The 16,698-nt window shown below is 37.4% G+C and carries 12 protein-coding genes and 1 pseudogene; 5 read left to right on the top strand and 8 right to left on the bottom strand.

Annotated features, from left to right (window positions below):
* From A3EM_RS0133425 to A3EM_RS0133460, 8 genes and pseudogenes are all read right to left on the bottom strand, one after another.
* Positions 1-1,563 (bottom strand): annotated as a pseudogene (locus A3EM_RS0133425) (hypothetical protein); the annotation flags it as partial.
* A 210-nt stretch (positions 1,564-1,773) separates the two neighbouring features.
* The gene (locus A3EM_RS0133430) at positions 1,774-2,685 is read right to left on the bottom strand and encodes a dihydrodipicolinate synthase family protein (protein ID WP_020532620.1); all 912 of its coding nucleotides are present in this window, start codon (positions 2,683-2,685) and stop codon (positions 1,774-1,776) included.
* Entirely contained in the window at positions 2,682-3,899 is a 1,218-nt protein-coding gene (locus A3EM_RS0133435) for a DegT/DnrJ/EryC1/StrS family aminotransferase (RefSeq protein WP_020532621.1), read from the bottom strand. The genes A3EM_RS0133430 and A3EM_RS0133435 overlap by 4 nt, the downstream gene beginning before the upstream one ends.
* Positions 3,900-4,367: 468 nt before the next feature.
* Complete coding sequence (locus A3EM_RS0133440) at positions 4,368-5,357, bottom strand: glycoside hydrolase family protein (protein WP_020532622.1); 990 nt, start codon at positions 5,355-5,357, stop codon at positions 4,368-4,370.
* A gap of 271 nt (positions 5,358-5,628) precedes the next feature.
* The gene (locus tag A3EM_RS0133445) at positions 5,629-6,054 is read right to left on the bottom strand and encodes a hypothetical protein (protein ID WP_020532623.1); all 426 of its coding nucleotides are present in this window, start codon (positions 6,052-6,054) and stop codon (positions 5,629-5,631) included.
* A gap of 301 nt (positions 6,055-6,355) precedes the next feature.
* Complete coding sequence (locus A3EM_RS0133450; RefSeq protein WP_020532624.1) at positions 6,356-7,477, bottom strand: Gfo/Idh/MocA family protein; 1,122 nt, start codon at positions 7,475-7,477, stop codon at positions 6,356-6,358.
* 228 nt (positions 7,478-7,705) lie between these two features.
* Positions 7,706-8,557, bottom strand: a complete 852-nt coding sequence (locus A3EM_RS0133455) for an inositol oxygenase family protein (RefSeq protein WP_020532625.1) — start codon at positions 8,555-8,557, stop codon at positions 7,706-7,708.
* 30 nt (positions 8,558-8,587) lie between these two features.
* Positions 8,588-10,162 (bottom strand): solute:sodium symporter family transporter, encoded by a 1,575-nt coding sequence (locus A3EM_RS0133460; RefSeq protein WP_020532626.1) that lies wholly within the window; start codon positions 10,160-10,162, stop codon positions 8,588-8,590.
* A 347-nt stretch (positions 10,163-10,509) separates the two neighbouring features.
* On the opposite strand from A3EM_RS0133460, the gene A3EM_RS48010 reads away from it, so the two are divergent.
* Genes A3EM_RS48010 through A3EM_RS0133485 form a run of 5 tightly spaced genes read left to right on the top strand, consistent with a single transcriptional unit; the run spans position 10,510 to position 16,609 of the window.
* On the top strand, positions 10,510-11,346 hold the full coding sequence (locus A3EM_RS48010; protein WP_020532627.1) for a heme/hemin ABC transporter substrate-binding protein: 837 nt from the start codon (positions 10,510-10,512) through the stop codon (positions 11,344-11,346).
* The gene (locus tag A3EM_RS0133470) at positions 11,347-12,411 is read left to right on the top strand and encodes a FecCD family ABC transporter permease (protein WP_020532628.1); all 1,065 of its coding nucleotides are present in this window, start codon (positions 11,347-11,349) and stop codon (positions 12,409-12,411) included.
* On the top strand, positions 12,411-13,232 hold the full coding sequence (locus A3EM_RS44465) for a heme ABC transporter ATP-binding protein (RefSeq protein WP_020532629.1): 822 nt from the start codon (positions 12,411-12,413) through the stop codon (positions 13,230-13,232). Before A3EM_RS0133470 ends, A3EM_RS44465 begins: the two co-directional genes overlap by 1 nt.
* Complete coding sequence (locus tag A3EM_RS0133480; RefSeq protein WP_020532630.1) at positions 13,216-14,304, top strand: hemin-degrading factor; 1,089 nt, start codon at positions 13,216-13,218, stop codon at positions 14,302-14,304. The genes A3EM_RS44465 and A3EM_RS0133480 overlap by 17 nt, the downstream gene beginning before the upstream one ends.
* A 7-nt stretch (positions 14,305-14,311) precedes the next feature.
* Positions 14,312-16,609, top strand: a complete 2,298-nt coding sequence (locus A3EM_RS0133485) for a TonB-dependent receptor (RefSeq protein WP_020532631.1) — start codon at positions 14,312-14,314, stop codon at positions 16,607-16,609.
* Positions 16,610-16,698 lie beyond the last annotated feature (89 nt).

Below are 16,698 nucleotides of genomic sequence, written 5' to 3' on the forward strand. Positions count from 1 at the left end.
CCGGGTTGGTTTACCATCCATATCCTTCATTACCCAGCCATTGTCCATAATATAAGAAGCCATTCTTGTTAAATGAGCTTTCGCCAGTTTTTTGTTTTTGCCCTCGGCAACCAGATCATGGAATAGCGAAACAGAATAGAAATGGGCAATCACTTCATCACTTGAAGTATCTCCTTTCCAATACCAGTTTCCATCTTTAGTGGCATACCATTTAGCAGGAAGTCCTCCTGAACCATGTTTTCCCTTTTCACCTTTATCTCCTTCTACTGAGTAAATCGATCTGGCAATAAGGCCATCAATTGGCGTAACTCTGTCCAGCCAAATCATGGCATTGAACGTTTCAATTGCCTCCTCTCTCGCAGATTCCTCTCCAGTCACCTTATATTTATAACACATCGCAGCCAGATAGGTAGCAGTATGTGCCCCGTCATTATCACTTACTTCACGAATCCATCCCCCATCTTTTTGATAAACAGTTTGAATAAAACCCAGACGTTTATGTCCCCATTCATTGAGGTGCCTCTCATAATAAGAAGCCTTTTTCTGAAGCGTATATTCCTCATATTCGATAATTCCCAAACCTCCATCAGTGGCAATATATACCTTCCTTCCATCTACTGCTATGGCATTTACCTTGTTATTTGGCAACCAGTGGCTTGCTCCAAAATATTGCCATTCATCACCCACCTTTCTCACTGCACCTCTTTCCGTACCAATCCAAAGATCATTTTCAAAACCCCTTGTGAGTGAAGTAGTATTTTCCACTGGTAATCCGTCCTCTCCCCTGATCACACGCATGGAGGCTCCCCGTAATTCCCCTAATCCTTTATCTGTAGAAATGTACAATTTACTGCCAAAGCTGAGTAAGTCTCTGGTGGATTTTGAAGGCAATCTCCCCCAATCTATAAAATCAGTATTTACAATTTTTCCATCAAACTGAATAAGCTCTCCCGGACGAAGCGCATGAAGTGTTCCACTATAGGATTCAATTTTTTCAATTGGCCCTAATCTTACCGGATCAGCATGGAGTTGGGTTCCATCCTCCATTAACATGGTTATATCGCTATTCCCATAACCTCCTTCAGGTTTTATGGAGATGAATTCATTTTGCTCAAATTTATAAATATCTTCTTTTGTGGCTGCATGTAAAAGGCCTGCATGTAAACACAAATCCACAAATTTCTGATCACCTTTTTTTACCCATTTGTCACTTTCTAACCGGAACACGCCATTTTCACTTAAGGCCCAAGTACTGCCTGCCATGGAAATGAGCTGGTTGACTTGATCAGGTCCATTTGAAACCTGGTTAAACTGCTCATTTTCAAGTAAATGTACTTTATTATTGATGAGTACATAACATTTCCCATTGGCAATGCTCACTGCTGAAATGGGTTGATCGTAGGCAATTTTATGTGAGATTTCCTGTAAATAAACCTCATCAGCAATGGGCTCCCAAAATTTTTCGGTGGACTGACCAGAGGCCATCGAAACTTTGAAAAAGAAATTGATAACCAGTATTTTAATGATGAAAATAACTTGCGTCTTGCTCCTTTGTCTGTTCATTTTTTTTGTTAAATTTTTCTTAGTTAATATCTATAATAGATACCACTGAAAAAGAATAACTGACTATTATTTAGCCATAAAAGACTGATAGAGAGATTACTTTTTCCCGGAAATAGTAGTACCCGGTATGGAGTACCCGGTGTAGAGTACCCGGTGTGGAGCACTGGCGCTTAAATTTTAAAGAAGGACGAGCTTTTAATTAATCGCTTTTTATAAACTGTTTTTGATTGTCTTTTCAATCAGAATAATTTGATTAATCAGTTGATCAGCGATTTCCTGGTGTATGTGGTCAAATGGAAGGGTGTTTTTTCTGAGATTAGGGGTTGGATAAATCCCCTGTCTCCAAAGCAGCCTTTTAAAAAAATGTATGGAAATATCCAGATGCTGGTTGGAAAAAGCTAAAATCGGTAGAATTTGATGAAACAATTCCAGGGCATTTTTGTCATCTCCTTGCTGAAAATCCCTAAAAATCCTGGAATAAATCCAGTGCATACCTGTTGGCATAAAAGCATGTACTCCTCTTTTTATGGCTTCAGGCATATTGGCAACAGCCCAACCTCCGCTAATATTCATTGTGCCATTGGATAATTCCAGCATTCTGGAATATTTTAATCCGGCAGGAACAGTTTCCACTTTTAAACACCGAAAAGCGGGAACTGTATTAAACAATTCCATAATGAGGTGATCTGGCAAACCCTGGTTTCCGGCATCCCAGTCCTGTAACATAATCACCTCCGGGTCTTGTTCAGCAAGTTTATAGAAATCCTGCTTAAATTGATTTTCATTTTGAAAGGGCAACTGAATGAGAAATTCTCTTACTCCAATTTTTTTACAAGCCCTAAGGAAATCTGCAGAATCCTTAAGGGAAGGAGCCGCTGTACCTGCAAAAACAGGTACTTTTTGATTTACCCTTTCAAGAACAACTTCGATCATTTTGAGCTTTTCCCTCAGGGTTAAGGTATGCACCTCCGAAGCCATGGCAGGTACAAGAAATCCGGAAATTCCGGCTAACAAAGCTTCCTCTACATTTTTTTGTAATGCATTAAAGTCAATCTCCCCATTTTCAGCAAATGGGGTATTAAGTACAGTCACAATCCCATGTAGAGGATAGAGTTTTTTCATGAATTCACTGCTTGTTGGATTTTTAAAATCGCTTCAGCCACAAGATCCATATCTTCTTTTGTGCCCAACATTATGTTTTGCATAATCCAAACAGCATCTTCATAGCAGGCCTTTTCTGTTTCTATGCAGCAAACGTCTGTATAATTTACTTCCTCTGGAATTGCATAACATAGGAAGTTTTTTTCCTTAAAAAGTGGCTGTTTATACAAAGGTTCCGGATAACCCATAAAGGATGGAATTCCTTCTGCTCCCAGCATACTGGCAAATTCCTTCTTTGACAGATTACTGAATTTTGATTTATCATATTTAAAAATATAGATATGATAAGTATGCAGGGTTTCCCCACGCCCTCTGGACAGGGGTTGAATGCCTTCAATTTTTTCCAGTAAAGAATTCAGGTAAACACCATTTTCATTTCTCAATTGTGTTTGTTGTTCTAATCTGGCTAACTGTTTGGAAAGTAAAGCAGCCTGCAATTCTGTGATACGGTAATTGCATCCCAGATTATGATGTTCATACCATTCTCCACCTTTTACCCTACCCACATTTCTCAAAGAATTAATCATATCAAATAACCCTTCATCATCTGTCACCACAATGCCGCCTTCCCCACTGGTAAGGTTTTTCGAAGACTGGAAACTAAAACAACCCGCATCACCAATACTTCCCAGTTTTTTCCCCTTATATTCCCCTCCGTGTGCATGCGCGGTATCTTCAATTACCTTCAAATTGTGCTTTGAAGTAATTTCCATGATCTTATCCATATCACAGGCCTGGCCGGCAAAATGTACCGGAATGATAGCTTTCGTCTTCGAAGTAATAGCCTTTTCAATTTGAACCGGATCAATATTATAAGTTTCAGGATCAATATCTACAAACACCGGTACACAATTGGCTTCCAACACTATTGAAGCAGTGGCAATAAAAGTGTAGGGTGGTACGATCACTTCATCTCCCGGTTTTACACCACAGGCAATCAGGGCTAGCCTCAAAGCTACTGAACCATTAACACAGGAAATTGCATATTTACTCCCACAATATTCTGCAAATTCTTTTTCAAATTGGGCAACCCTGCCAGTACAATCCGGATTACCCCAGGCTCCGGATTTTGCCACTTCTGTTACCGCATCTACATCACTTTCATCAAATACCGGCCACACAAATTTTTTGTTCATTGTTTTCGATCCCCCGTTTATTGCTAGTTGATTTTTCATATCAATTTTTTAAACTTTTATTCCTAAGATTATTTTTAAAATGTATTTTCACTACTGCCCAATTAAGGTGAATTGTTGGTTAAACCATAAATGTCAATCCTTATATTAATATCCCGGATTTTCCAAAACGGGCTATTCATGTGCTTATAAATACATTAAATTTTTCTATACAGGGATAGAGGTATTTGATTTAAAGTACTGATTATCAATATGTTTTATCGATTGAGGTAAATTATGAAACAATTCTCAATGGGAACCAAAAGGAAGTCACAGCAGGGTCTGCATTTTCGTGTTTTTAAAACTTCTGAAGCTCAGATTTACACAAGGTTTCTAATATAGACCTTGCTGACAAAATTAATTTTTAATCGGTTGGAGTAAATATTATTAGATACCGCAAAAGTATTAGGATAAAAAACTGGCTTTATAAGATTACAGCCATAAACTAACCAATAAACATCTGACAGGTATTTATTCATTTTTCCCGGGCCATTCCCAATGTAGCAAGTCATCACTCCAGGCAATTCCTATCGAAGCATTTTTATCAAAACCCCCTTCAGTTTCTGTTTTAGGTCCGGAACCGTGGAAAAATAAAAGATACTTCCCCAAATTTTTATTTTTTTTCAGGTTGATGACTGTTCCCGCTGTAATTCTTCCCTTGGCCCAGTCCCAATCCTTTTGGCCCAAAGTAATCAGATTTCCCCAATCCTTCCAGGTATTTAAATCAGCGGATCGTTTAATGGATATGCCATTGGGCGGAGAATGGAATAAAATATATTCGTTGTTTTCATTTAGCACACATACATTTTCACCTGACTTTGTGTGCCCGGAAAACGTCCAGTTTTGCAAGTCGTAACTATAGGACATACTTACACCATTTTGCTTATAAAAACACCACCACTTTCCTTTTTCATCTTTATCTTCCAGCAAATAGGGATCTATCATTCTTCCCATATCGGCAATTTCCATATCAGGTCCTTTTACTTTAATAATTTCAGGTGCGCTCCAATTTTTCAGGTCTTTGCTACGCATGGTAAATAACCTTGCATCGCTGGTCCCATACCGTACTCCCTGGTCTGTGGTGTAATCAGGACGGGGATATGTTTGCAGACACAAAACCCATTCATTTTTATACCTAATGATATTTCCCGGACTAGAAAAATCCAAAGCCTGATCCTTAGGGGTAAGGATCTTTGCAGGACTCCAGTTTAACAAATCTTCTGAATGACTCTCCGCAGTGTAGGAATATATTTTTCCATCTTCAGTTTGCACAAGGGTAAAAAACAGATAAAATACATTATTGTGGAATAAAATTGCAGGGTCCCGAAAAGCTGTTGTATCATCGCCTTTAAAAATAATCGGAGAACTTAACTGGTTGAGCAGGCTGGTTTGGGCTAATGTATAATTTATTAAAAGGTAAAAAAATATTAATAAAAATGGTCTTAAATAATGATTAATCATAAAGATGAATTTATCCGGAACTAGCAATTATAAATTAACTTTTGGGCATTTGGAATTTATGCCAAAAACTAAAAATAGGTATAAAAAATAACTGGAAAAACTATAGTTCTCAATGTTATGAAATAAGAAGGATGAAGGAGTAATTTTTAAGGACAAGACATGTTTTCACATCCCCAAACAACAAAAGATCAAACATTCTCTTTAAGAAAAGCCCATTTTTTACACTAAGGAGTTACCTCTCCCTAACTTATGACCTACTATCTTTTTTTGATTATTCCTGATTAAAATTCGTATGAACTTTAATACTTTTTACCCAATTGAAGGCTTTATTTTCGTTATCGAAATATTTAATAAATACATCTGTTTTTCTTTTTATTTCCTCCGCAGTTTGCTCCAAAGACAGCTGGGCTAATAATTCCCGGCTGACTACCAAAGCAGAAAAAGGAGCTATACAATCATTAAAATCCAATGCCACCCATTGCTGTAAATCTACATTTATGGTAAAAAAAAAGTCTTGCCCATTACTCACAGCTTTTTGAGGTTGGATTTTCCTGAAAGTATCCGCCAATTTTTTAATTTCCTGCTTAAAGGTATCTTCATCCATGTTCATAGTTTGGGCAAACCATTTATTATAAACGATATCCTGCTGTAAGTCATAAGATACAGTTATATAATCATTTTGGTATTGTAAATCCATAATTCCGGGTTTGGAGATGAAAAATACTTTTTCATGATTGTTTGTAAAGCACACAAACACCTATGCAGTGGATCAATTAACTTAGATTGAGGTCTTTTGGTGGAAATGCGTTTTTGAAGAAAATAGTAAATAAGATGAATATTCAATTTTCACCGCATTTTTATATTCCAAAATGAAAATAGGCTTTATTTAATTAAAGGAAACACGTAAAATCGACCCATAAGCTTTCTAACAAATAGAAGACTATAATAAAGTTAAAGGAAAATAAGCGGAAAAACAAAATTTTTATATATAAAATTAGCTACAAGTTTAATGGAATTTTGTTACCAGTGCGAACAGCCTTATAAATAGCATCAATTATTTTCATGTCTTTTACACCTTCTTCCCCATCCAATGGAACTATAGGTTGTTTTCCCTGTAAAATAATATCAGACATTTCATCCATTTGGACAGTCTGGTGCGTAACATGAGGATGGGTCAATTCACCTTTATTGGTTCTTCCTTTAATTGGTCCATATCCTGTTGCCGGTAATAATTCAGCAAAACCATTTTCACCATTTAGGAAAAACCGGTCTAAATTTCTCATGGAATAGGTAGATAGACAAGAGGCAACTGCACCTCCGGGAAATCCAAGCTGAAACTGAATGGTCTCATCGACCCCTTCTTTAAATTTTACAGGATCGTTTTTGGTTTCCTGAGCAGAAACCCAAAAGGGTTCTTCTCCAACCATATAGCGTGCTCCGTTAATGGAATAAATTCCTATGTCCATCATGGCTCCACCACCTGCTAGTTCTTTATTCAATCGCCATTGCGTGGGATCACCAATTCTGAAACCTGACAAACCCTGAAAGAATAGGATTTTACCAAACTCTCCCTCATTCCTCATTTTAATAATTTCCAGCGTTTTAGGCTCAAAATGCATTCTATACCCAATCAGTAATTTTACATTTGCTGCTTTACAGGCATCTACCATTTCCTGACCTTGCTGGGCACTAATGGCCATTGGTTTTTCACAAATGACATGTTTTCCCGCTTTAGCCAATCGTAACACAGCCTCATGATGCAAACTATTAGGCGTAATTACATAAACTGCATCAATATCAGGGTTATCTTTTATCTTGTCATAATTCTCATAGTTGTAGCAATTCTTTTCAGGGATATCATATTTCTTTTGCCAGGTTGGGATTTTTGAAGGAGTTCCACTAATCACACCAACCAATTTAGCTTTTTTACAATCCTTCATTGCTTCGGCCACTCGTGTACCGTAACTTCCCAAACCCATAATGGCCACTTTTAAAATAGGTCCATCATAGGGTTGTTGGTCATGGATCTCACTTAAACTTACAGTATGGTATTGATTTAAAACAGGCCAGGCAATTGCTGAGGCGGCAAATTTTTGTAAAAAATCCCTTCTAGAGCTCATCGGTTTAGTTATTAGTTTTGTTGAAAATTAATAGGTAAAAGACAAAATATTCAAATCAGACTTATCCTAAATTGCTTTGGGAAATATCTAAATATTTTGTCTAATTACACCCAAATTCTGCTTAAATGATACTTTTAGCTTCCAAAATGGAAAGATCAAATCTTAATTTGTGATTTAAAGACTTCAAAAACCTGTCAAATGAAAATCACACAAGATGCTCATATCCTATTAAAACTTTAAAGTATCAGGAAGATATTTGCTTGCCAGATCTTCATAATATGGTCTTAGTTTTTGAACATTTGGCGGAGTTGGTGATTTAGAATACAAGTCATAAGGATTAAATTTTTCTACCCATTCAAACATTTTTTTATCATTGTCATCCATAAGGTGGGCATAAGCATTTTCCCTGTGTTGCGCATAAAATGAATGATAGCGAATCATATATAAAGCTGGCTCCGGCAGGTAATCTTTCATAATATGGTATAAATATTCATCATGCCCCCAGGACATATTCACCTTATCCAGCCCGCAGTTTTCTTCATAAATACCAAACTTTGTATTTAATTCGCCATTTTTTGCATCTGGATTTTCATCGAAAAATTCGGAATATACGATCTTGTCCGAGAACTTACAACCCACTGGAAAAGTATCCCCAACTACTGCCCATTGAGGCTCTCCAAACAAACAAAGCACTTTACCAAGGTCATGCAAAAAGCCGGTGAGCACAAACCAGTCCGGGTGACCATCTGCTCTTATGGCCTCAGAGGTTTGCATTAAATGCTGGGTCTGGTCCAGGTCAATATCAGGATCAGAGTCATCCACCAGTGTATTTAAGAAATCAACTGCATCCCAAAGGGTCATCTCTCTTTTATCAAATTTTAGAAATTCTTCCTTTTTCTTTAACACAAAATCCAGGGTCTGGTACCTGTGGTTTTCCTGATAAAACTTTCGAACGGTGTCCCTGGCAGGATCATCGTAATTTCGATATTCTTCCTTTTCCTTAGCAGGATTTTCAGGATACCTTTCCTGCAAATCTTTTTCCCATAATTCCTCGATATCAAGCTTACCTTTCTTTTCCATATCTATATTCTATTTTATTGTTTATTTCGATTATTGTCCCAGCCAAATGTAAATGGCAATGGTGATCAGTGTCAAAGCAATCCCCATTATTTTTCCATATCGCCAATGGTGCATGTCAAGTTTACCCAAATCTTTTGGTTTAAAAGTGTTTTTATTTGGATAGAAATAAGAAACTGTAACCATAAGCAACAAATTTAAGATAAATTCTATTCCCCATAAATGCACAAAATGGAGATTAACCTCAAAAATAAAGCTGGTGAAAATATAAAAACCAAGACCAAAAAACAAGGCTACTTTCGCTCCGGCAGCTGATATTTTAGGCATAAATAAACCGGCAATAATAATGGACGCAATAGGGATAAAGAAAATGCCATTTAACTGCTGTAATAACTGATAAAGCCCTTCCGGAGCATTGGCAATAAATGGGGCAATGAAAATGGCTGTAATGGCTAAAACCATTGAAGTAATTTTTCCTGCTCTCACCACATTTCCCTGAGAAGCATTTTTAAAAAGGTGCCTTTTATAAATACCTATGCTAAACAGGGTGGCTGTACTATTAAGCACGCTATTAAAGGTACTGAGAACTGCCCCCATTACTACTGCTGCAAAAAATCCGGTAAAACTCACCGGCATAACCTTTTTAACCAATTCCGGGTAAATCATGTCCTGGTTTTCATACATACTATCTCCAAAATAATAGAAACCAATCACTCCGGGTAGTACTATAATTACAGGTACAAAAAGTTTGAGTAAACCTGTATACAGCAGCCCTTTCTGAGCTTCTTTGAGGCTTGCGGCTCCAAATGCCCGCTGAATTATGGTCTGGTTCATACCCCAGAAATAAAGCTGATTAATCATTAAACCTGTAAATAAAGTACTAAATGGAAGCACAGAATCTTCACTACCTACTACATTAAATTTTTCAGGAGCAGCCTCAGCTACTTTACTTAGTCCTGCCAAAAGGTTGCCATCTCCAATTTCCCAGAAAGCAAAAATGGGTACCATTAAACCTCCGATAAATAACCCAAAACCATTCACCGTATCGGAAATGGCCACAGCTTTTAACCCCCCAAAAATGGCATATACAGAACCAATCGCACCAATCATAATTACCGTAAACCATAATCCCTGAGACTTGTTGACTTCCAGTAATTCGGAAATATTAAAAATACTTTCCAGATTGATGGCTCCGGTATACAATACAATCGGCAAAATGGTTACCACAAAGGATAGAATAAGCAGGAAAGCGACCAGTGTCCTAATCGTCTTGTCAAAACGATATTCCAGGTATTGAGGAATGGTCGTTAATCCCATTTTAAGGTAGGTAGGTACGAAATATAAGGCGGCCACTACTAAGGCCAATGCTGAAGTAACTTCCCAGGCAATAATGATAAAACCATTTTTATAGGCTGACCCATTCATGCCGATTAAATGCTCTGTAGAAATATTGGTTAACAACATGGACCCAGCAATCATAACTCCGGTAAGGCTTCTCCCACCAAGGAAATAACCATCTTGTGTATCCAGAGGCTCGTTTTTAAGTCTGTACCAGGAATAAAAGGCCACAAAGCCAGTGAAGGCTATAAATGTGAGGAATGTCAACATAAAGTTAGTTCAGTTCAAAATTCATATTTACTTTAAACCTTTCCCTCGATTTAGAAAGGAATGTTTAAATCTAACCTTCTATTATTCAGATCAGACTCAAAAGAGTGGCAATATAATAAATTGCACCAAAAAATAAGACATCGGAAGAATTGGCTGATAAGCACTTATAATTGGGTTTTGCCACCTATAATAACCTCTATTCACTACCAATAGCTACTCCTACCTAAAGATGATGAATTGAAAATTGACTATCCATGGCGATTGACATTTCTCATAATTTCTGGCAATTTTGCGTTATTTAGAATTTATCTAAATAAAATAATACAGGTGATCTAAATAAATTTAACATGAACAAGATTTTTATTTTAACCATTTTCATATTTTCCTGCCTTTCCATAAGCGCTCAACACAGAATCATAACTGCAGGTAGTTCATCTTCAGAAATTGTTTGTGCTTTAGGATATTGCGAAAAAATTGTAGCAACAGATCGGACAAGCCTTTATCCTGAGGCACTTCAATCACTTCCTTCCATTGGTTACAGAAGTAATATATCTGCAGAAGGTATTATTTCTCAAAATCCGGATCTTGTCATTTTTGAAAAGGAATATGTAAAGGCCGAGGTGATCAGTCATTTACAAGCCACAGGCATAAAAACCATTGTGGTCACCCAGGAACGTAACCTAGAGGGAATTCAGGAAAGGATAGAAATCATTGCTAGTGCCTTAAACAAAACCAGCGAAGGTGAAGCAATGATCAGTGAAATAAAGAAATCTCTTAAACTAATTCAGAAAAAGGTTGATTCTACTCCATCAAAACCAAAGGTCTTATGCGTGTACGCCCGTGGTCAGGGAAATATGCAGGTAGGAGGAAAAAATTCAGCATTCAATTTACTGGATATCTCTGGTGCGGTAAATGCGGTTCCTGAAATAGAAGGATATAAGCCCCTCAATACGGAATCACTTATTAAGGCAAATCCCGATTATATTTTATTTTTTGATTCTGGTCTGAAAAGTCTTGGAGGGAAAGCAAAAGTTTTGGAAATACCCGGAGTCATGCAAACTACAGCAGGAAAAAAAGCGCAAATTATTTCAATGAATGGTATATTACTTTCCAATTGGGGACCAAGAGTGGCAGAGGCTGCAAAGGAGTTATTTTATTTAACGCATCCTGAAGTTGTAGAATAAATGGAATTGAATTTAAAACTAGTAAAAGGGAAATATGCCTTCTCCTTTATATTGCTCACTGGCATTTTGCTGGGATTGCTTATTATTTCCTTAGGAATTGGAGCTTTGGAAATTACCCCATTGGAAATTCTAAAAATATTTGCCAACCATTTGGGTATTTTCGAAACACCAGTGGACAATACTATGGAATTAGTGATTTTCAATATCCGCTTACCCAGACTCATTTTTACCATGCTTATTGGTGCTTCTCTTGGCCTTAGCGGAGCAACTTTGCAAGGACTCTTTAAAAATCCCTTGGTTGAACCGGGAATCATTGGAATTTCCAGTGGAGCTGCTCTAGGTGCAATCCTTGTCATTATGGTTTTAGAAAGGTTTTTCCCAGAAATCCTGGGCATTGCAAGGCAATGGTTCATACCCGTATTTGCTTTTTTAGGGGGGATTATTGCGACCATCATGACCTTGAAAATCAGTCAGTTTGAAGGAAAAACAAAAGTTACTTATCTCATTCTTGCGGGAGTAGCCATGACTTCACTCGCAAGTGCCATTATTGGAATTGCCATATTTTATGCCGATGATGCTCAACTGAGAACATTCACTTTCTGGACACTTGGTGATCTAAGTGTGGCTACCTGGGATAAACTTGCCATTTTATTCCCTATCACAAGTCTATCAGTGATTGTATTGATTATTCTTGCCAAACCCCTTAATGCCATTGCCTTAGGTGAGGCAGAAGCTTTTCATTCCGGAGTGGCAGTAGAAAAAGTGAAATTTGTGGCGATTGTTTTTAGTGCACTTGCTGTAAGTACTGCAGTTGCCTTCTCAGGAATAATAGGATTTGTGGGCTTAGTAGTACCGCATATTATTCGAATGTGTTTCAATGCTGATCATACGATCGTGTTACCTGCTTCGGCCATCGGGGGAGCCTGCTTACTCATTTTTGCGGATATCTTTGCAAGAACACTGGTGGCTCCGGCAGAACTTCCTATTGGAGTCATTACGGCTTTAATCGGTACGCCATTTTTCATCTATTTGCTCATTACAGCCAAAAAGAAAAGATTGATATAATGATAATAGCAAAGGATATTTCAAAAAAAATAGGAAAGTCTGTCATTCTGAAGGATTGTAACCTGAGGGTTAAACCCGGTTGTTTTACAGCAGTGGTTGGCCCAAATGGCGCAGGAAAATCTTCATTGATGAAAATTTTGTCTGGAGAAATAGCCAGTTATAGTGGTTCTATCCGGATAAATGGGAAAAATATCCACCATTATAAAAGTAAAGAATTGTCTGCATTGAGAGCCGTTTTACCCCAACATACCATTGTTAATTTTCCATTTACTGTGGAACAGGTAATTGAAATTGGCAGATATGCTCATCAAACGACTACCGCTACAAACCAGAAAATCATTGAAGAAGTATTAAGACTCACAGGGCTTACAGACTTTAAAAACCGGTTATATCAAACACTTTCTGGTGGTGAAAAACAAAGAGTACAAATGGCCAGGGTAATGACTCAAATTCACGATTTTTCCCCAGAACCAAAATATTTATTTCTGGATGAACCCACCTCAAGTTTAGATTTAGCACAGCAACAATCTTTACTGGGATTAGCCAAAAGTTTAACTCAAAAAAATGTAGGTGTTTTAGCTATTCTGCACGATCTCAATCTTGCCACTCAATTTGCGGATGAAATGTTATTCCTAAAGAAAGGAGAAACAATTGCGGTGGGAAAAGCCGAGGTGGTCATCAAACAAGACATTATTGAAGAAACATTTAACCATCCTGTCAGGATTATAAATGATAATGGACAAAAAATAATCATCCCTGATTCAGGAATCCAAAATAAATCAGAAAATTTAAATGCAATTACTTATGGACATATTAACTAATGATCAAGCTGCTACAACAGCATCTATAATTAAAGCCTGCAAAAAAGTTCAGGAGGAAAAACCAGGTATTCGAATCAGGGAGATGGCTAAGGTTTTAAACCTTAGTGAGGCCCAGCTTTTAGCCACCCAAATGGATGGAGAAGTTACCCGATTAAAACCAGAATGGGAAAAAATTCTGAAAAGACTACCGGAATTAGGCAGAGTTATGTCTTTGACCAGAAATGACAGTTGCATTTTGGAACATAAGGGAGCTTTTGAAAAAGTTAATGTCTTTGGTAAAGGGGACCATAAAATAGGTACAGTAATAGGACCCATAGAAACCAGGGTATTTTTAAATTCCTGGTATGTGGCTTATGCTGTAAAATCCAGGAAAAGGGATCGGTCTTTAACCAGTCTTCAGGTTTTCGATCATGAAGGAAACGCCATAACCAAAATCTACTTGCAGGATGACAGCGATTTTGAGGCTTATGAAAAATTAGTGGCTGATTTTAAAGCTGACGATCAGGGCACTACCCTTTCAGTAAAAGCCTATACTCCTGTGGATTATAATGAAGCGGTTGATCAAAAAGTTTTTCTGGAGGATTGGTCAAATCTAAAGGATACTCATGATTTTTTTCCCTTACTTAAAAAGTATAAAGTCCATCGATACCATGCCGTTGAATTGGCAAAGGATAAATTTGCTTACCCAATTCAAATTAAGGAGGTACAGGAATTGGTAGAAAAGGCTGCCAAACAAAAATTACCTATCATGATATTTGCCGGCAATCGGGGGAACTTACAAATTCATCAGGATACCATCAGAACCATTCGGCTACTGGAAAGAGGACATACCGGAATAGAAAAATGGCTTAATGTGCTTGATCCTAATTTCAACATGCATCTTCGAATGGATTTAGTGGAATATGCATGGGTGGTAACAAAGCCAACATCTGATGGAGATGTAACTTCGGTTGAATGTTTTGATGCTGATAAAAATCTTGTGGTGCAGTTTTTCGGACTTAGAAAACCCGGCCAACCAGAACTGACAGAATGGAAGGAACTTGTTTCTGCTTTACATAAATTGGATTCATGATAAAAATATGAAATTTACAGTAATCATTTTTGCTTTACTGTTATCTCAGAATACTTTCGGTCAAATCACACATTTATTGAAAGGTAAGGTAACAGATAAGGATGGAAAAGGACTGCCTCATGCAACCATAAAGACAGGGGAAAATGGGACCATTTCGGATGTTAATGGGGAATTCAGAATATCACTGACAAACGGTAGCCATGAAATCAGGGTTTCTTCAATTGGGTTTATAAACCAAACCCATACCCTTACTATTCCTGATCAAAAGGAAATCAGTTTTATACTTGAGGAAGATGTACAGCGATTGAATGAGGTGGTAGTTTCTGCTACAAGAACAAGTAGAAGTATCGAAAATATTCCATTGCCAGTTTCAGTCATTAAGGCGGAAGAAATCGAAAAAATTGGTGCGCTAAGATTGGATGAAGTTCTGTTAGAACAGGCGGGTATGCAAATCGTATCAGATCATGGAACCGGGCTGCAAATGCAGGGATTGTCTTCGGATTATATTCTGTTTTTAATAGATGGTGAACCCATAATAGGAAGGACGGCAGGAACCCTAGATCTGTCCAGACTGGCCGTAGATAATATAGAAAGAATTGAGGTCATCAAAGGCCCTGCTTCTTCACTTTATGGGAGTGAAGCCATGGCAGGAGTGGTTAATATTATTACCAAAAAACCGAAGGAGGGATTCTCTACTTCAATAAGAGCAAGGTACCGAACTTTTCAAACTTCCGATTTGAATACCACAGTGGGTTATGCCAGCCCAAAGTCCTCTGCAAGTATATTTTTCAACCGGGTGGGCTCTAATGGTTATGATTTGAATGAGGAAACACTTTCTCAAACCATTCCAGAATACAGCGGCTATACCTTTAATCCTAAATTCGCTTATAAATTTTCTGACAAAGTTAATTTAAGTATTAACAGCAGGCTGTACACAGAAAATCAGGAAAATGTGGCAGAACTTACTGTAAATGAGGAAGAATTACTTATGCAGGATAAAGGGAAAAGAAGTGATTGGAATTTAATGCCTACTTTGGAAATCAAATTAAAAGAAAATCACCATTTACAGCTAAGAGGTTACCATACAGCCTACAAAACCGAAACTCAACTCATCAATAATAAAGACCAGTCCATTTATGAAAACAGTTATTTTGACCAGTTTTTTAATCGGTTGGAATTACAATACGACTGGTACATTAATGAGGAAAATATCACCACTATTGGTTTTGGAGCCACAAATGAGCAGGTAAAGGCAACCAATTATGAGGATATCGATGAATTTAAAGCCAATTATGCTTTTCTGCAATACCAATGGATTCCCTCAGATCGCTTTAATATGATTTTGGGAGGCAGGTTTGATCATCACAATGCCTATGCCTCTCGGTTTAGTCCAAAATTAGCGGCAGGCTATCAAATAAATAACTGGATAACCATGCAGGCTTCTTTTGGAGGTGGATACAAATCTCCGGATTTTAGGCAGCTTATCCTCAATTTTACCAATCCTGTGGCAGGATATACGGTGATAGGATCGACTATTGTACAGGATAGAATGGAAGAATTGACTGAACAAGGTCAGATTGAAACGGTATTTATTGACCCTGCAACTATAGAAACAATTAAAGCAGAGAGCTCTATCGCTTATAACCTGGGATTTGACTTAACCCCTGGAAAGAAATCCAAAATTTCATTTAATTTTTTCAGAAATGAGATCAGTAATTTAATCGATACCGCCCCAATTGCCCGGAAAACAAATGGTCAAAATGTGTTCAGTTATTTCAATTTTGATGAAGTAATCACTCAGGGAGTGGATGTTAAAGGAGATTATAAGCTATTACCCAACCTTAACTTCTCACTTGGATACCAGTATCTGGATTCCAAAAATATTGAGGATATCAATAAGATAAAAAATGGTGAAATTTTTAAAAGAGATCCCGCCACCAACAGAACTCAAAAAGTCACTTTGGAGGATTACGGAGGGCTGGTAAACCGATCGAGACATTCTGGAAATGCCAAGCTGTTTTACATAAATAACCGGTATAATTTTGATATGTCATTAAGGACAATTTACCGGGGAAAATGGGGTGTGGGAGACGCCAATGGCAATGGAATAATTGATTCTGATAATGAATATGCAGATGGTTATATTTTGCTTAATCTGGCAGTAAACAAGCAGCTTTTCTCATGGATAACCATAGAAAGCGGGATTAATAATATCCTTGATGTAACCAACAGTTTTGAACCATCCCTTCCTGGAAGAATCTGGTATGGCGGGATAAATATTAAACTTTCTCAAAAAAATAAATAAACTTTTTCGGCAAATTTCCTCCTGCAGTTCAAATTGAGGAATAGGCCATCAATTTTTTTTAAACAACTTAACTTTTTAACAAAATGAAA

It is taken from the genome of Flexithrix dorotheae DSM 6795 (assembly GCF_000379765.1).
GTDB lineage: Bacteria > Bacteroidota > Bacteroidia > Cytophagales > Flammeovirgaceae > Flexithrix > Flexithrix dorotheae.